The organism is Spirosoma liriopis, from assembly GCF_023196085.1.
GTDB lineage: Bacteria > Bacteroidota > Bacteroidia > Cytophagales > Spirosomataceae > Spirosoma > Spirosoma oryzicola.
In genome coordinates, this window is the sequence record NZ_JALPRF010000002.1 from 1,419,072 (window position 1) to 1,437,311 (window position 18,240).

14 protein-coding genes and 1 tRNA gene are annotated in these 18,240 nt (G+C 41.9%); 9 read left to right on the forward strand and 6 right to left on the reverse strand.

Annotation, left to right across the window (positions count from 1 at the left end):
• Positions 1–816: 816 nt before the first annotated feature.
• The 3 genes from M0L20_RS14885 (at position 817) to M0L20_RS14895 (ending at position 3,958) form a co-directional block, all read left to right on the forward strand.
• Positions 817–1,356, forward strand: coding sequence for a hypothetical protein (locus M0L20_RS14885; protein ID WP_248477730.1), 540 nt, complete (start codon positions 817–819; stop codon positions 1,354–1,356).
• A 1,124-nt stretch (positions 1,357–2,480) separates the two neighbouring features.
• Entirely contained in the window at positions 2,481–2,936 is a 456-nt protein-coding gene (locus M0L20_RS14890; RefSeq protein ID WP_248477731.1) for a hypothetical protein, read from the forward strand.
• Complete coding sequence (locus tag M0L20_RS14895; protein ID WP_248477733.1) at positions 2,936–3,958, forward strand: patatin-like phospholipase family protein; 1,023 nt, start codon at positions 2,936–2,938, stop codon at positions 3,956–3,958. The genes M0L20_RS14890 and M0L20_RS14895 overlap by 1 nt, the downstream gene beginning before the upstream one ends.
• Positions 3,959–4,020: 62 nt before the next feature.
• On the opposite strand, the gene M0L20_RS14900 is transcribed toward M0L20_RS14895, so the two are convergent.
• Positions 4,021–4,689 (reverse strand): helix-turn-helix domain-containing protein, encoded by a 669-nt coding sequence (locus tag M0L20_RS14900; RefSeq protein WP_248477735.1) that lies wholly within the window; start codon positions 4,687–4,689, stop codon positions 4,021–4,023.
• 139 nt (positions 4,690–4,828) lie between these two features.
• On the opposite strand from M0L20_RS14900, the gene M0L20_RS14905 reads away from it, so the two are divergent.
• From M0L20_RS14905 to M0L20_RS14920, 4 genes are all read left to right on the forward strand, one after another.
• Positions 4,829–5,035: a hypothetical protein gene (locus tag M0L20_RS14905; RefSeq protein ID WP_248477737.1), complete on the forward strand. Its 207-nt coding sequence runs from the start codon at positions 4,829–4,831 to the stop codon at positions 5,033–5,035.
• Between the two features lie 62 nt (positions 5,036–5,097).
• Positions 5,098–6,354 carry a site-specific integrase gene (locus tag M0L20_RS14910; RefSeq protein ID WP_248477739.1) on the forward strand — a complete coding sequence of 419 codons (1,257 nt, stop codon included), beginning with the start codon at positions 5,098–5,100 and terminating at the stop codon, positions 6,352–6,354.
• Between the two features lie 63 nt (positions 6,355–6,417).
• Positions 6,418–7,611 carry a virulence-associated E family protein gene (locus tag M0L20_RS14915; protein WP_248477741.1) on the forward strand — a complete coding sequence of 398 codons (1,194 nt, stop codon included), beginning with the start codon at positions 6,418–6,420 and terminating at the stop codon, positions 7,609–7,611.
• A gap of 235 nt (positions 7,612–7,846) precedes the next feature.
• Positions 7,847–8,719: a DUF8464 domain-containing protein gene (locus tag M0L20_RS14920; RefSeq protein WP_248477743.1), complete on the forward strand. Its 873-nt coding sequence runs from the start codon at positions 7,847–7,849 to the stop codon at positions 8,717–8,719.
• Positions 8,720–9,165: 446 nt separating this feature from the next.
• Here the strand turns inward: M0L20_RS14920 and M0L20_RS14925 are convergent, their stop codons facing one another.
• From M0L20_RS14925 to M0L20_RS14945, 5 genes are all read right to left on the reverse strand, one after another.
• The gene (locus M0L20_RS14925) at positions 9,166–11,817 is read right to left on the reverse strand and encodes an HD domain-containing protein (protein WP_248477744.1); all 2,652 of its coding nucleotides are present in this window, start codon (positions 11,815–11,817) and stop codon (positions 9,166–9,168) included.
• A gap of 81 nt (positions 11,818–11,898) precedes the next feature.
• Positions 11,899–11,972: transfer RNA gene (locus M0L20_RS14930), tRNA-Asn, on the reverse strand.
• A 135-nt stretch (positions 11,973–12,107) separates the two neighbouring features.
• Positions 12,108–12,437 (reverse strand): hypothetical protein, encoded by a 330-nt coding sequence (locus M0L20_RS14935; protein WP_232561717.1) that lies wholly within the window; start codon positions 12,435–12,437, stop codon positions 12,108–12,110.
• A 65-nt stretch (positions 12,438–12,502) separates the two neighbouring features.
• Complete coding sequence (gene rsmG, locus M0L20_RS14940) at positions 12,503–13,132, reverse strand: 16S rRNA (guanine(527)-N(7))-methyltransferase RsmG (protein ID WP_248477746.1); 630 nt, start codon at positions 13,130–13,132, stop codon at positions 12,503–12,505.
• Between the two features lie 70 nt (positions 13,133–13,202).
• Positions 13,203–14,537, reverse strand: coding sequence for a glycosyltransferase (locus M0L20_RS14945; RefSeq protein ID WP_248477747.1), 1,335 nt, complete (start codon positions 14,535–14,537; stop codon positions 13,203–13,205).
• A gap of 73 nt (positions 14,538–14,610) precedes the next feature.
• Between M0L20_RS14945 and tgt the strand changes: the two genes are divergently transcribed.
• On the forward strand, positions 14,611–15,741 hold the full coding sequence (gene tgt, locus M0L20_RS14950; protein ID WP_248477748.1) for a tRNA guanosine(34) transglycosylase Tgt: 1,131 nt from the start codon (positions 14,611–14,613) through the stop codon (positions 15,739–15,741).
• A 152-nt stretch (positions 15,742–15,893) separates the two neighbouring features.
• Entirely contained in the window at positions 15,894–18,239 is a 2,346-nt protein-coding gene (locus M0L20_RS14955; RefSeq protein WP_248477749.1) for an SLBB domain-containing protein, read from the forward strand.
• Position 18,240 lies beyond the last annotated feature (1 nt).

Genomic DNA, 18,240 nt, shown 5'->3' on the forward strand with positions numbered 1-18,240 from the left:
GTCCAACAAGGGCGAAAAAGCGTGATAGCAGTTTTCTTAGCCGGTTGTAAGTCTGTAAATACCTGAACGCTTCCACCTTAGTTACAGAAGCAACTAGCGTCGTGGTGTCGGTTTAAAGAATTACGTGGGAGGCTCTACCGCTACCACAGTCAATCTTTGGAAATCACGTGATAAGCAACAGAATTTATGATTTTATCACGCAAAAGGACCAATTAATTACTGTTGATCAATACGCCAAACAATTGTTAGGAAGAAATCCTCCTTCGTTAGTTGTAGTTGAATCTAATGAATTCAGTACAATGAATTAACTCTTGAACTAACCCAACCCTATTAATGACGATGGACGATCAACTAGCTAAAGAAACGCCAAAACTCGATCCCGATACGACCGCTTTGGCACTTATTGAGCGGCATCTGAATGATTGGCTTCAATTACAGGACTATCTACGGGACGCTCACGCACCTACAGACCAACTAAGGTACTGTTGCAAACAGGTTACACGATTGCAGCTAGAATTATACCAGCTACGCAACTCTTAACGTTTCGAGAGCCAGTTAGCCTATACTGACTGGCTCCATTATTCAAGAACGAAGATGGAATAAGACCCCAACCTGTATGATTTAGTTTAGTCGTTGATGCGCTTTGTATAAGGAAAGATCAAGGGGGGACGGACTAGGGTTGTATTCGCATACTTGCCCCAGCAGAACGACTGCTTTTCTACGAGTGCAGCTTGGTTTCATGCATGTGCTTTTTTTTACGCTATTTTGTGGCAAATGGCTTCATAGTACGTCTACTGGTAAATTCCGTAACGTACTATGAAAAAACTATTACTTCTTCTTGTTGCCCTCTCCGGCTGTACCACGCCTAAATCTGTCACGCTAAGCACTTCTTCGACGAATAGGATACTCGATCGACACAATACGACCGTCCGATCTTTGTCCTTCAGCCGCACCGTAACGCCATCGGACGAAGCCAACGCTCGAATGCGTCAGTGGGTCAACAGCTATTCACCTATCTTTGACCTACATCCACTGGTCCCGATTGAAAACAAGAATGATCTTTTATACGTAGGCAAATTGCCCTATAAGCGATTATACGACCAATCGGGTGAGCAGATCAACTTTCCTCCCGTCAGCTTCTATCTGACTGTTAACAACAGCCCAGACAGCACAAAAATTTGGGTTACCAATCTAGAGCTACGCGGTAAGGCAGGCTGGCTCCCTATCAATCAATACCGTACGACAACCGATGATAAGTACAAAACGATGTGGCTAGCTAATATAGATATGGCTCTAGGTGAGATGATCAATTCGATAAAACAACGGTTAGGGCAGCAAACAGCACTACGAGACTAAACAATGAGCCCCACCCAATTTTCAAGTCGAGCATTAACATGAACAAGCACAGGTAAAACCAGGCTTGGAAATCACTTATAGTTAAATGATGCATTCTGGCATTCTATCATATTTAATCTCTTTAGCTAGAGAATCAGGCTGATAGCGCAAAAGAAAAGCAAAGAGTTGTGAAGGAGAATGGGCCATTACTTGAAGAAGCACCTATGAAAACGCTCCTTCCTTCTATGTAAGAAGCCAACTTGAAGTATATATAAACAAAAAGCGCTTAACATTTCTGCTAAGCGCTTTTTGTTTGGCTCCCGAAGCTGGTATAATCTATTTCTCATAAAAACCTGATAGTCAAGCCATTAAACTTTTTTTTGTGTGAATGTCCATATCATTATATAATACATATATCGAAACTTATAAGGTTGAATAATTAACTTGTTGACAGTCAATAGTTTGTATGTATCTAAGTGAATACAGCTGTATTGAAAAATGTATCACTTTAAAACATTATATATGTTTTCTCTTGTAAAATTGCTTTTAATCAGATATATGTATTCATAGTAGATATTACGGGCCAAGCGAGTGTCTATCAGGTCGATACTCTTAGGAGAATTGTGATTATGTAAGGCTGGTGGGCCTGATGCACTATGCTTCCATAACGTCTTGCTAATCCACTTTGTATCAAATGAAGGGTCTATAATATAAGTCTCTACTTCCAATCTGTTTGATTAAACATGTTACAGCATCATAATACTGTTTCTTAACATATCGGCCGGTATATTAGTAAAAACTCGGTTTATAAGATTTACAAGCAAAACCTAGTATAACGTATATTATGATAAATTGTTTATTTATATATGTAAACATCTGAAAATCAAGATTTTACATATATTTTATTTGCGTGTAGACTACATAAAATAAAAACTAATAAATAAAACTTGCTATATAAAAAAAGTGTTATAGCTTTACGAGTCATTTTTTAGCTGTCATATAAGGAGAAAATTTAATAATTAAGTACTATGAGTGTCTTTCGTTCGTACCTAGTAAATAGAATGACAGCAGTAAGCTCGTTCGGTATTTTCAAAAGTCATGCTGAGAACAATAAGCCTCAGTTATGTGAAAAAAATGACAACGTTATGGAAGATTTTCAGGAAAAAGTCGAAAATTTAGCTGAACGCTTTGCTGAAGCTAAAAAAAGTGGAGTAAAAGGCAAATCCCCCTTGGACACATTTAGGGAAAATTATATTAAGCTTAACGAATCAGTTATTAATCCGTTAATAACTGATTTAAATAACATATTATCGACATCAGGAAGTAAACTAGATTTTGTAGTTTCAGACTTACAGAATGAAAGTTACTTATCTACGCAAATCGTTTTTCATGATGTAGACAAGAAGTGGAATCTATTATCAGATCCGTACTTATTAGTAGAGGGTTATCCAAAAAATAACCAAATAGTAATAAGTGAAGGATTATCTAAAGAGTGGGGTACGAAAATCTCAGTAGAAGAAGTAAACGAAGATATTATTGAAAGTTATAAAAAAACAATTGCTAGTAATTTAGTTAACCTAATGGAAAAGCAATTAGCGTAATGCCATTTAAAATATTAAGTATAGATGGCGGTGGATTAAGAGGAATCATTCCTCTACTTATACTGAACAAAATAGAGCAGATTACATCTAAGAGTATTGCAGATATATTTGATCTGATTGCGGGCACTTCAACTGGGGGACTAGTTGCAAGTGCTCTTGCATTAAAAAGAGAGAATAAGCCTAACGAGTCAAAATTTACTGTACAAGAAGTTATAGATTTATACAAGAATAATGCTATTAATATCTTCCCCCCTAGAACAGGCCGTTTTCTTCAATTAAAGGACTATGTTTATCCGAAATACGATAGTTCAGGGTTAGAAAAGACATTTAACGCTATTCTAGGAGAAAAAAAATTAAACGATTGTAGAAAACCAATTTTAATAACTAGTTATGATTTCAGAAGTTATCAACCGTTGTATTTCACCAGTCGATTTGTAAATCCCACTAGTAACGACTACCATATACAAAAAAACTTTTACTTAAAAGACATATGTAGAGCTACTTCTGCTGCTCCAACATACTTTCCTCCTTTCTCATTTAATTTTCTTGCTTTTGCGAATGAGCAACCATTAAGAATGGATTGCATAGATGGTGGTATTTTTTTGAACAATCCATCACTTGCTGCTTTGGTTGAAGTACTATCAAATAGTAATGACACCTTGTACAAAAATGTATCGGAGGAGGCAAATTATCCATTTAATGACGTATATGTACTTTCACTAGGTACAGGAATTGTAAACCAAATAAAGAGCGAAAGCTTTAAAGCCACGAAATGGGGAGAAGCCAAATGGGCTAAACCTTTAATTACAGCTATGATGCAAGCTAATGGTCAGGCTGTTGAATATCAAATGAAAATATTATCAAAAAGCAACCATGTAAGAATTAATCCTAATTTAGAAAAACATACGGAGTTTGATGACTCATCCGAAAGTGCCTTTAAATACTGGACTGAGGAAACGTTATCGCAAGTAATTAACAATAGCATAGTGTGGGATGAAGTTAAACGAATATTAGATGCTTAATAAATAAGAATATTCATCATGAAATATTTTACTTCATTTTGAAAAAATTTGTGTATTAAAGATTACTCTTCTTCCAAAAATTCAAAAACACTACCCACCCAGTTCTTCACTTCGCTAAAGTTGAATTGCTCTTTGTCTCTGCGCTTCATTCGCTTGTAAGCATCGATGTACCACTTCTCAGTAATAAATCCTGATGAAGCGATAAACTCGTTAAGGAAGTAATCAGTAGCATCATAACTGAATAAATAATCACCTACCTGTCTAAGCTCTTCGTCTGTAAACTTAAACTTTGCTATTAAGGCTAAATCTAGTTCGTCTTCTTCTTCAAGGTCTATTTCACGTATTTCAAGCTTTTTAGCTGTATGCAAAACGGATAAGGCAAACTGCATTATAAATTTATCCCTTGTCCATTCTATGAAGGATTTATAATACTTGATATTCTTTCTCTTCTCCTTCAATACGTCTTCGGTCATTTTTAGGCGCTCTTCTAACCTTTGTGAAGTTTCGGTTTGCTCCCCTTTCAAGTCTTCGACTTGTGGCATGCCTATGATCTCGTAGATAGACACTTCTAAGGCATCGGCTATCTCCTGTACCTGCTTTAGCGTCAAATTAACGTCTCTATTCTCTAATCTAGCGTAGTTGCTGCGCTCAGTTCCCATCCGATTCGCTACATCTACTTGTGTTAATCCCTTCCTTTCTCGTATTGAACGTATATTATTTGATACTTCCATGTGCTTGATTTTTAGAGCTATGCAAAATTATGTAAAAAATTTTGTACAATTTATGTGGTAAATATTTGGAATAATATTCCATGATAGTATAGATTTGTGACGTTAATATTTAGAATTAACGCTAAACATTTTATACATTATGGAAAAGTATCCGGTAAAAGAAGCTTTACAAGATTATGAAAGCCGCATCAGTGGTCGATTCAAACCAGATACGCGCTTCTATCAGAAGGTAGGCATTAATCAAAAGCGATTTGGTCAATTGCTTAGAGCAGAGAAACCTATTATGGGTTTTGAAGCCCGTAACCTTTCCGAATTTTTCGGCGTGTCCTTAGAAAGTCTGATTTAAACAAAAAGCCCTGTAACGCGGCCAGGCGGTACAGGGCTAAACCTTCAATCTATTGATCTATTATGACAAAGCTAAAACAAGCCGACTCATCATCAAAAGACAAACGGCTGAAACGATTGACTGTTCAACCTTACTTACGGGGTACAAACCTTTATCTCAAGCTTTTCTGCAATGGTAAAAGCATTGCTTTTTCAACCGGCTTGACCTGTCGGCCCAAGCAGTTAGACAAGAAAGCGTTTATCATTGAGGGCAATGAATCAGCTACGAATCTACTACAGGCGTTACGGGCCGACTTTCAACGGGTGTATACTGACTTCCTGTTAACAAAGCGAACGCCCGATCTAAGAGAGCTTAAGAATGTAGTGCTACAGAAAGCGAGTGCTGATCCTAGCGTGCCAACACTCATTGAGTGCATAGAAGGTTTCTTTATGAATGAGTTTGAAGCTTTGAAAGGTATCGATTATGAACAAAAGACGGTTGAGAAGAAACGATATATTGTACAACGTATAAAGCAATACGTTCTATCTCATCATAGCAACCCACACTTAAGACTGAGCGAACTAAAATTAGCAGACGCTCAAAACTTGGTTAATTTCTGCAAACGAACGTTTGGACACGGGCACAATCATGCTGTATTACACGCTGAGTTTTTGAAAAGAACGTTTAACTACGCTATTGCTAATGAGTGGCTAGAACGTAATCCATTTGCTTTCTTCAAGCCTAGACGAGAACGCAAAGACGTTGTTGCTCTAAAAGAAGCTGATATACGAACACTAGAGAATATGAGCTTCGTTGGCCGAGAGTATAATTATGTGAAAGACGTTTTCCTATTTTCTTGCTACACAGGTTTAGCCTACGTTGATGTAAGCCAATTGGATGCTTCTCATGTAGTAACGCTGGAAAACGGTAGCCAGCTTATCAAGATTAAACGGGGTAAAAACGGCAATTTATGTGTTATACCGTTAGTGCCTAAAGCTTTACAAATTCTTCACAAGTATCGTGATAATTACGATTGCGTATTTAATAACCGACTTCTACCTGTTTATGCCAATCAGGTTATGAACCGAATTCTAAAGGAGATACAAGCCATTTGTAAAATATCGGTTCGTCTAACTACCCATGTGGCTCGTAAAACATGCGCTTCTTTCTATATCGCGAACGGTGTACCATTGACAAGTGTAGCAACGATGCTAGGCCATAAGAAGACCAGTACAACCGAGCAATATTATACTGAGCGTACAGAAGAAGCGGTTATTCGGCACATTAATGAATTTCAAGCCCGTAAAAATGGTGAAGAGCCTCTAAACGAAGCAGTCTAAACAAAAAAGCACAGCCTAACTAGGCCGTGCTTTTTCAACTCAACTTTTTTCTACTACAAATTTATGGATTCTAATAATAACAGCAAGCAAAAGGCTGAAAGCAAGCCTATTATCTATAGAATTCAGCATTATCTGTTTGCTGAATACGAATACCGGATAAACATTGTCTCTAACCAGCTAGAGCGAAAGGGTAAAACGGCTACTGAGTGGGAATTAGTCAATATGGCCGACATTGAATTAGAGTTATTTGAGTACGGATTAAATAATTTTAAACAGCCTTTACAAGCTCTATTCGGTTCAAAGCACATTCCCAAGTACGATCCATTCATTACCTATTTTGATAGCCTACCTATTTGGAATAAATCACAACCTGACCATATCGACCAGTTAGCCGACTTTGTGCAAACTGACGATCAAATTTGGTGGAAGCCTATGTTTAAAAAGTGGTTGGTCCGGGCCGTTGGACAAGCGATTGGCCGAATTCCATTCAATAAGCAATGTTTGACGCTGGTAGGTAAGCAGAATGATGGTAAAACCACTTTCTTAGACTTTCTTATTCCTGACGGTTTAAAAGGCTACTCTAAAAAGGGTTTTGATTTTGGTCATAAGGACGGAAAGTTCTCGTTGATTCAAAACTTCTTTATCAATCTGGATGAGTTAGCCTCTTTCGATAAGAAGGAGTTGAATAATGAATTTAAAACCGTGCTTTCCGAAAGCACGGTTAAGTTTCGGCTACTCTTTCAGAACATCGAAACTCCTTCACCACGTCGGGCAAGCTTCGTGGCTAGTACAAACCAATTTGAGTTTTTGACCGACGAAACAGGCAACGTTCGCTGGTTACCGTTCGTCGTCAAACATATTCAACATGATGCCGGAGGGCCAGAAGGTTACGCGGCTATAGTTGATATTGATCGAGTTTGGGCACAAGGACTGGCACTGCTTAATGGTTCATGTTTTAACTGCAATATGACTCAAGACGAAGTTAATCATCAGGAGGTGCTAAACCGGCGTTTTTTACGGACTACTACCGAAATGGAAGTCATTAGAAAACACTACCTACCAAGCGAAAAAGGAGATAGTGAAGCTGTTTTCTGTACAGCCTCTGATATAGAAGAATATTTACGAACGAAAACGTCCTTGCGGCTCCATCGAGCGCAAATAGGCAGAGCCATGCAGGTAATGGGTTTTGCACAAGAGACCAATTATAACAGCAAGAAAGGCTACACAGTAAAAGGCTACTTTATCAAATTTAAGTAAAGTTACTTACTCGCTTACTCGAAGTAATACTTCTTATTAATAATCAGATACTTATGAAGATATATTTGAGTAGATAGCTGATCACTCGAAATGTCTTGTAGCTCGAAATTAATCAGAAAACCGAGTGAAGAAGTAATATTCCTTACTCGAAAATTTGAAGGCAAATGACTGATTGAGAGAAGTTTATTGATTGAGTAAGCGAGTAAGAAAGTTTTTCACCGCTAAAGAAAAAGCAATGAGAACGAAAGCGCAGATTGAGCAGTTGAAAAGGATTCCTATTACTCACTACTTGAGTGAACAGGGATTTCAGCCTGTGAAGACGCAAGGAGTAGAACTAGTTTACTATTCGCCCAAAAATGAAGAACATACTCCTTCCTTCTTTGTCAATCCGCAAAAGAACGTCTTTCACGATTACAGTGGGGTAGGGGAACAAGGCGATATCATTCGACTTGTTCAATATGTAAAGGATTGTAGCTTTATGCAAGCCGTTGAAACGTTAGAGGTAATCAAACCAGATGCAACACAATCCTTTTCTTTTAGCGGTCAAGTATCCTATCAGGAGAAGCAATCAGCCGTTAAAATCATTAGTGTCCAGCCCTTACGAAACCGGGTGTTATTGGCTTATGTAGCAAGCCGAAAAATCTCGGATCATATAGCCGTTACGTATTTGCAGGAGGTTCATTACCAAGTAGGAGAGAAACAGTATTACGCTGTTGGGTTTGGCAATGATAAAGGCGGCTATGAGCTACGTAGCCAGTACTTCAAGGGTTGTACAACTCCCAAATGGTTTACGTTGATTACAGGGCAAGAAACGAACGCTGTAAACGTCTTTGAAGGAGTATTTGATTTTCTGTCTTGCTGTGAATGGTTCAACGTCTTAAAGCTTAAAAATCCAACCATTGTTCTGAACTCCCTTTCTTTCCTCAGTAACGCCCTACCAATTACTTCAAAGTTCGTTACTATAAATGCTTTTTTTGATAATGATCATTCAGGGAAGCGGGCGTTGGAACGGCTTATCCAAGCAGGAGTCAATGTTAAAGATTGTTCTCATTATTACCCCAATAGCAAAGACTTAAATGAACACTTGCTACACCATCATATTACATAAGCAGCAGTAATAGGCTTTTATGTGGCTTTAGCGAGGCTTTTTCAAGGCTTTTGGTAATATAAGCAAGGCTTTAACCACCAATAATGCATCGGTAATACAGGCTTTACACAGATTTAACGCGTACATTGAAATGAAGACAAATAATAAAGTTAAACAAGGCAAAAACGGACTACGTAACTATCAGTTTGAAAAAGTTGAGAAAGGTAGAATCATTAATCATTACAATCCTGACTTTGGAAGATACACAGAAGAGTTCACCAATTTCTTCTATACCAAGAAGTGTCTATACTGTAGTAAGGAATTTGAAGGCAAAAGGATTGATGCTACTTTTTGCTGTCAAGGGTGTCAAAAGGCGCATTTAAGGCTAAGGAAAAAGTAAAAATAGTATTCAGCAATAGGATATTTTAAACTTACCCTATTGCTGTTGAGTTTAGACGGAGTAGTTTTTAATTGCGAAATGGCTTTATTATTTTGTGTGTATCAACCTTAATTAACTGCCCTTCTTCATCTTGTATTTCAATTGAATTTTTCTCGTTTTCGTAAAATACGCCATTTCTACCCATTAGCTCTTCTAATTTTGAAATGTTCCATACCTCTGCAATTGTTTCTAAAAATAATCCCCTTAGCCTAGAATAAAACCATTCATAGGAATTTTGCGCAGGCCAATGAATTTGCCTTGATAGATATTTATCCTTAATCACATACGAATGCATGGGTTCCATTATGTAGAATAGAGATAAATTTGGTGGAAGTTTATAATATTTATGTTCACCAAAAAGCCATCTTTCAGAGATGATAATTTCTGTAAGGTCTTTTTCAGAAATGTAATTTTTTAACTCTGTGCAGTTTAATATTTTGTCATTCACATAACAGAATGGCAGGTTTTGTATGTTGCCTCTAAGGTTATGCACATTGCCAGCTAAACTTAGCAATGTTTCTTGAGTAAATAAGTGTTTTTTCTGTTCTATAAGGTATGCTTGTTCGCTAGCCCAATTACTGAGAGTTTCTTCGTCAATGTCTGGTAAAGCTAATTCTCTTGATGCCATAATAGAATTACCTATTAAAATTCCTCCAATCCCATTAAGGCTGTTGCTTGCAATTCCTCCTACAGTTACAGCCCCTTTCAATATTCCAGTACCGAGTTGGAAAAATTCGTTTTCGTAAATGAATGCTCTACCAAGTATCTTATTGTCTTTGTTGGTAATTATTTTCATATTATCTAAATAATGAGCTAGCTTATTTTTATCTTCTTCGCTTGAATTTTTATAATCTGTTTCTTTAAATAAGCGTTGCATTAATTCTAAAGGTTCTATTTTTAGCCAATCATTTGATGATACAATTTTTTGGGGATTATCTGTGCCTATTTTGAATGATAAATTTGCGCTTATAGAAGGGAAGTTCATCTTTAATAGTACTTCTAAATATTCTTTATTTATAAAATTTGATGGTTTCAAAATCCCATCAGAATCGTTCTGGAATAATCTAAAATCAGGTAACCATATTTTAATCGAAGTGCCACCATCTTTTAGTTCTTCGGCTCTAAGAGCTTTTCTTAGCAATGGGCGTTTATTGACGTTATTTTTAAAATCTAATACTAATGTATCATTTCTGCCAGCATCATATTTTCTAGTTCTTACTATGACTCGGTTGCCAAGCATAAACACTGAATAGAAGCCTATACCATATTTTCCTACAGGGTTAAAATTTGAAGATTCTAATCCGGGCAATTCCTCATGCATTAGTGAAGAACTCCAAAACGATTCTCCAAAATTTAAGAACGATTTTGTTATAACTTGTGAAGACATACCCACCCCATTGTCTTCTATTTCAATGTAGCAACCAAATTTATCTTCATCAAACTTGATAAGTATATCTCCCCAATCTTGAGAATTGCCATCTAATAAACGCCTTGCTTGTAATGCATCTAGGCTATTCTGAACCAATTCTCGTATGGGTATAAATTTATCTTTTGAATAAAGTTGTTCACCTCCAAGCTTACCAACTAAATCTGCAACGTTGGCTACTTTTACAGAAGTATCTATTGGTGTCCAACCATCAACCCTTATTAATTTGACAAGATGATGCAGAGTACCAACGCCCTCTACTCCGAATACATTTAGTCTTGCATTTGGCCGAGTTGACGTTAATAAGGCATCAACATCATTTAGCTCTTTATCGACTACTTGTAATGTTTCATAGCAAGTCCAAAAACTATCTACATCTGATTCTCTAAATGGAGCTTTCGATGTATATCGAAGCCTACCATTACTCCGTATTGGCTGATTTAAGTTACTTTGGAAATCCCAATGTTGCCTTGAATAACCGTATGGTTTTCTTAGAATTTGCAAAAACAACGGAGCACGTCTATCATCAATTTGAGTGACGTCAGCAACACGTATTAAACAGGCTAATTTAAGAAGATCAACCGTCCAATCATTAGGGAACTTTCCCGCGACTCCACTAAAGTGGTAGAATTCAGCTTCTAACTTATCAATATCCCACCAGTGACTGTAAGCAATTTGACCTATGTAATGCCCAAATGACTGTCTTAGTTCTAGATTCTCAATTAGGTAATATTGATTACCATTGTATATAAACGGGGACTCAGCTAAACTTACTGCATGTTTAGCATGAAGTGTTCTTAACATAACGCTATCAGCTTCATTTAGGAAGGCAGTACTGATATTTTCTAATGGAGTGTTTGGTGATTGTCCATTACGTTTTAATATAGCCGCTAAGGTATCTTTCCAAGTTTGATTATCTCTTAATTGCTCTATACCATTTTGATATGCAGCTAAGCCCATTCCAAGATCATGTATCAAAAAAGCCCCCCCCAAAACAAACGCTTCCGTTGGTGTAAGTGGGTATGGGCAGTCTGTTACAAGATCTGCCATTTCCCACAAAGCATCGATATGTGTTATGTCATGAACTGTAAAGTCTGGTAGAGATCTATTTATTTCGGATGCAAGAATCTGGGCTTTATCTCTAAATAATTTGTAGGCATTTCTTAATGTTTCCCTTTCAGCATTGTGAGGATCTTCCTGTCCTTGGTAAGCTAGTGTTTTTTGCCAAAGCGATGTTCGTTCGTAGGAATCCATACTTGATATTGTTTATCTGTTACAAAATTCGATACAGCAGGAACCAAAAAAGCCCCAAATCGTAAGATTTGAGGCTTTGTGCTCCCGAAGCTGGGCTCGAACCAGCGACCCTCTGATTAACAGTCAGATGCTCTAACCGACTGAGCTATTCGGGAATCGTGGTGCAAAAGTAGGTCGGAATCGGATACCACGCAAGTCTTTTCTTAAAAAAAGTGTTATTATTTTTCTTTAAAAAGCTCATTGATCGTGCAACTTGCTGACAACCAAAAGAGAAACTTTTGAAAAAATTTCTATCTCGGAAGCGTTCCACCTTGGGTTGGACCTCCAAATGCGTCGGGGCGATGGCTGGGAACATTCTGGAGAATCAATTCCTTGATACGCCGGGCGTCGCTCTTCGTAAAGTTCTTGATGATGATCTCGGGCCGGGCGCGTGGTAGGATGCGTACTGTCGAAAAGAACAGGCCATTGTCGATCTCAACGCCCGAAATGTCGGAGTAGAATACAAAGTTGTCGGTACCACCGATCAGCTTTCTGACGCGGAATGTGACACCCTTATCGTTAAATTCAACTTCATCGCGGTTAATTGGATCTTTGAAACTGCTGCTGTGAAACTTTTCCATTTTTAGTGAGAGTCTGTGAGATTTGTTTGATACACGACGGTTAACAGCCGTATACTAATCCGTTGTCACTTTTTAGGTACGTAAATTACTTTCTTTGTTTCAAAAAAAGGCTCGTCGAAATAGTCTGAAAGGTCATAAACCCGGTAACGGTCAGTTACTTCGGCTAGTTCTTCGGTCAGATCGCCACCTTTTAGATACAAAACTCCGTTGGGTCGGTCGTTGTTGCCAGCCTTGTGGATTTTATAGCGCACCCAGCCCAGAAACGGCTTCAGACGTGTAACGGCCCGGCTAACCACAAAATCGTAAGTCGTATTCAACTGCTCCACACGCGCTTGCTCTGCTTTTATGTTTGTTAGTCCCAAGGCTACGGAAACTTCCTCGACAACTTTTATTTTCTTGCCGATGCTATCGACCAGATGAAAATCGGCCATCGGAAACAAAATGGCCAACGGGATACCCGGAAAACCTCCGCCCGTTCCAACGTCCAGAACTTCGGTGCCCGGCTTGAACTGCACAATCTTGGCAATACCCAGCGAATGGAGAATGTGTTTTTCGTAAAGCGAATCGATATCCTGCCGGGAAATAACATTGATTTTGGCGTTCCAGTCGCGATATAAGCCATCCAGAGCCGCAAACTGTTCTTTCTGCTGGGTGGTCAGGTTTGGAAAATATTTTAATAAAAGGTCGATGTTCATGCTGTAAGTAGCTTAAGTGCGCGAAACCAGATCCAGCCTTCGTGAACAGGCTTTTGGTCAATGAGCTATTTTATCGCCAGGTAATTCGTTTTTTACGCCGGCTGATTATCGTTTGTAAACCGGCGATGCCGTAATAAGTTGCCAGCAATAGATCCATAAAGGGCATAATGGACCACGGTACGGTATGCGCTAGTCGATAACTGATACGGCCAACAATTCCCCAAAAAGCGAGGATACGGAACGCAAACGTACCCGTAGCGATCAGCAAAAGTAGCCATTCGTCTGGTGTAAACGCATAGTGGGCAATCTCATGGTATAAAATCACGGCACCCACGAATAGGCCAGTAAGCCAAGTAAGGACATGAGAACCCGTAAGCAGGCCGAGCCGAAATTTATTGCCGAATGTGTAATAATTGCCGACGTTGAGATGACGGCGTTTCTGAAGCCGCCAATCCACCCATGTTTCTTTGGGTTTCGACCACATAAACGTAGCTGGGTCTAAGCAAACGGCGGTGTTCTGACCGGTAGCAACTTCATTGACGAATAAGTCATCGTCGCCCCCCACCACATTCATATGCGAATAGAATCCCCGGTTGGCGAAGAACAACTGAGTACGATAAGCCAGATTACGACCTACGCCCATGTAGGGTCGGCCAGCCAGTGCCAACGAAAAATATTGTACGGCGGTAAAAAGCGTTTCGGACCGGATCAGCAGATTCAAAAAGCCCGGTCGGTGTTCGTACGGAGAAAAGCCCAGGACAAGTTGCTTATCAGCCGTTGCCAGCTGAGAAACCATCTGTGTTATCCAATCCGCTGAAGCAGGACGGCAATCGGCGTCGGTCAGCAAGACGGTCGGGTAGAGGGCTTTTTTAAGCGCGATGGTCAGGGCGTATTTCTTGGGCGTTACGTGTTCGTGCTCTTTGTCAATTCGGATAAACCGAATGTGGTTGCGTTCAGTGGCTATGTTTTCCAAAAAAGCGGTGGTGCCATCGGTCGAGCGATCATCCATAACCAGGATTTCAAACGTCGGGTAGTGTTGCGCATCCAGCAGGGGCAGCAACTCCGTCAGGTTGTCTAGTTCGTTACGGGCACAAATGACAACGGTAACACCTTGCTGTGCCGGATGCTTATTTTCAGATAAGCTAACGGGGGGCGGAAAAACGCTAAACGCGGTACGAGAGAAGATAAAGAGGACAAAAATAAGCTGAATACTGACCATAACTAGCCAGAATATCAGCAGCGAAGTAATCACAAAGAACGGAAAGGTTTGATCGTTAAGCGAATGGTTTTCTGAACAAACGGCAAAGATACGTGAGTGGGGTGCAGGGAGCAAGGAATGACGCAAAGAGTCCAGGACAGGGATTTCGCAGAAAGGAGAAATGAGAGCCGTCAACATAATACGCATCGTGCTCCAGACTACGCTTCTTGCTTTATACCCGCACCTTGCACCCCGCTCTGTTCCCTTGTATCTTTGTTGTATGACTTTTTCAATTACTGACCATGACCCACAGTCGAAGGCCCGAACGGGCACGTTGACAACCGATCATGGACCTATTCAGACACCAATTTTTATGCCTGTCGGGACAGCTGGGACGGTGAAAGCGGTTCACCAGCGCGAACTCGAAACAGATATCAACGCCGACATTATTCTCGGAAATACGTACCATCTTTATTTGAGACCCGGTCTTGAGGTGTTGCGTCAGGCGGGGGGATTGCACGCATTTAACGGCTGGCGTCGGCCCATTCTGACCGATTCGGGTGGTTATCAGGTATATTCTTTGTCGAACACGCGAAAAATAAAAGAAGAGGGTGTAACCTTCAAATCCCATATCGACGGCTCCAGCCACCGATTTACGCCTGAAGGGGTGATGGATATTCAACGGACGATTGGCGCTGACATTATCATGGCGTTTGACGAATGTACGCCCTATCCCTGCGAATATGGCTACGCCCGGCAGTCGATGGAAATGACCCACCGCTGGCTTGACCGTTGCATCGACCGCTTTGACACGACCGAAGGCCATTACGGCTACCGGCAAACGTTGTTCCCGATTGTCCAAGGCAGCACCTATCCTGATCTAAGACGCCAGTCGGCGGAAGTGATTGCCTCGAAAGAACGGGAAGGAAACGCTATTGGCGGACTGGCGGTAGGCGAACCCGCCGAAGAAATGTATTCGATGATCGAACTGGTGAACGGTATTTTGCCCGCCGATAAACCTCGCTACCTGATGGGTGTTGGAACACCCGCGAATATCCTGGAAGCGATTGCATTAGGGGTTGATATGTTCGACTGCGTTATGCCAACCCGTAATGCCCGACATGGTATTTTATTCACGACGGAAGGTATTATCAACATCAAAAACGAAAAATGGAGCCGTGATTACAGCCCGATCGATCCCGGTCTAGGTGGCTATGCCAGCACGTTCTACTCCAAAGCGTACGTCCGCCATCTGTTTAAAGCGGAAGAACTGTTAAGCGGGCAGATCGCCAGTGTGCACAACTTGACGTTTTATCTCTGGCTGGTTCGGCAAGCTCGGACGCACATTGCTGCCGGTGACTTTGTATCCTGGAAAAATAGCGTGATTCCTCAATTGATGCAGCGGCTGTAACCGTACAGTCGTGGCTAGCGTCGTGACGATTTAAAACCCTCCGCAACGTTGACTCCGCGGAGGGTTTTAAATTTTTTGTTAGCTTGTCGATACAATGGCACATAATGTGTACAAATGTGGAAGGTATCTATCCGTAATCTGAACCGTTGATTTTGTCCGTTGTTTTGCGCTTTATTGGCTTACGTTTTGCATTGGCTCTATTTCTGATTTGCCTTGTCACGTCGCTTTGTGTGTGTGCTCAGCAACTGCAAAGCCTGAGCGACGAACAGGTACAGCGTTTGGTGCAGCAAGCTCAAGCTACCGGTATGTCCGTTGAGCAAGTAGAACAAACGGCACTTAGCCGTGGCTTCTCATCGGCTGATCTCGACAAAATACGTCAGCGGGTCAATCAGCTGAAAAGCACTGCGCCACCGTCACTATCGTCGATGACGGGTAAAAACTCCCTTGAAACCAATGTCGTGCGTGAAGCTCCGGCTATTCCAGTCTTGCCGGAACCGGTTTCGACTCAATCGACCGTTTTTGGCGCTTCTCTATTCACCAATACTAATCTCACGTTTGAGCCGAATTTGCGTATCCCAACGCCCCGCAATTACCAGCTAGGCCCCGAAGACGAGTTAATCATCGATGTGTACGGCAACGCTCAGCAAACCTACCATCCTAAAGTAAGCCCCGAAGGAAGCATTCGGATTGAAAATCTTGGTCCCATCTACGTCAACGGTTTGACCATTGAGCAGGCCGAACAACGGATTGTCAATCGCCTTCGAACGCTGTACCAGGATCTCAACTCGGCGGGGAGCGGTATCAGGGCGCAGGTTACGCTTGGCAGCATTCGAAGCATTCGGGTAACACTGATGGGGCAGGTCGTTCGGCCCGGTACGTACACGCTTTCGTCGCTGGCGTCGGTTTTCAATGCGTTATACGCAGCGGGCGGCCCTTCGCCCGAGCGGGGTACGTTTCGGGCGATTAAGGTGTACCGAGGAAACCGGCTCATCCGAACGCTCGACGCGTATGATTTTTTGCTTCGTGCCGATCAGAAAGACAATGTTCGCCTGGCTGACCAGGATATTATTTTCGTTGATCACTACACCACGCGCGTCGAACTGACAGGCGAGGTAAAACAACCCGGCACGTACGAAGTCAAACCGGACGAAACACTTCAGCAGGTGTTGACCTTTGCCGGAGGGTTTACGGACCGGGCGTATACGGCGACCATCAATCTCCGTCGAAACACGACAACGGAACAACAACTCGTCACGGTTTCGGGAAACGAAATTACCAGTTTTCTGCCCAAGCCGGGCGACCGCTACACCGTTGGCACTATTCTGGATCGGGTTGATAACAAAGTGACCATCGCGGGAGCGGTATTTCGTCCGGGAGAGTTCTCTCTGGAAAGGAATACCAGCCTGAAGCAGCTTATCAAGAGTGCCGAGGGGCTGCGCGAAGATGCATTTCTAAATCAGGCGACTATCCGGCGACTGCGGCCTAATCTGGAACCAGAACTTCGTTCGGTAGACATCGGTAAACTCATGCGGGGAGAAATTCCCGACATCCCGCTACAACGCGACGACAGGGTGCAGATCCGGGCGGTGAGCGAGCTTCAGCGGGAGCGAACGGTGTCAATTCAGGGGGCTGTCAACAAAGCGGGCTCGTTTCCGTTTGCCGATAGCATGACGGTCGCCAACCTGATCGTGCTGGCGGGCGGCTTTTCCGAAGGGGCTATTGCTTCGCGGATAGAAATCGCCCGGCGCATCACCACCGATACCGTAGGGCTACCCGAAGGACAGACGACGAGCATCCTGACGTTTGCCATCGACCATAATTTACGACTCAACCCAGCCGACGCTCGCTTCACGTTATTGCCTTTCGATCAGGTGTTTGTGCGGATGTCGCCCCGCTACGAGACTCAGAAAAGCGCTACGATAGTGGGTGAGGTACATTTTCCCGGTGTGTACGCCATTCGCACATCGGCAGATCGCATTACGGACTTGCTCGTTCGAGCCGGGATGGCGAAGCCTGACGCGTATTTGCCTGCTGCTCGAATTGTACGTAAGGGTGAGAATCTATCCGTCGATCTGCGTAAAATCCTGGTGAACCCTGCTGATCTGGGTAACCTTCTGGTGGAGGACGGTGATTCGATTGTGATTCCGCGCCGGGCCGAACTGGTACGAATTCGTGGTGAGGTGCTGAACCCCGCGATTGTTGAGTACGATCCGGCTAAATCATTTCGGGATTACATCGCCGAAGCTGGCAATTTTACGGGGAAAGCGTTTCGTCGAAAAAGCTACATAGTGGCGGCCAACGGCAAAATCAGACCGACCAAGTCAGTGCTGGGTATTCACCGGTTTCCGAAGCCGGAGCGTGGGATGGAGATTGTCGTTCCCGCCGTGCCGCCGAAGGAACAAAGCAAAACCTCGTCTGCCGAACGGGCCGCGTTGCTGGGGGTCATTGCTTCGTCGGTGGCTGTGGTATTAACCGCTTTACGCATCTTTGCAAACTGAT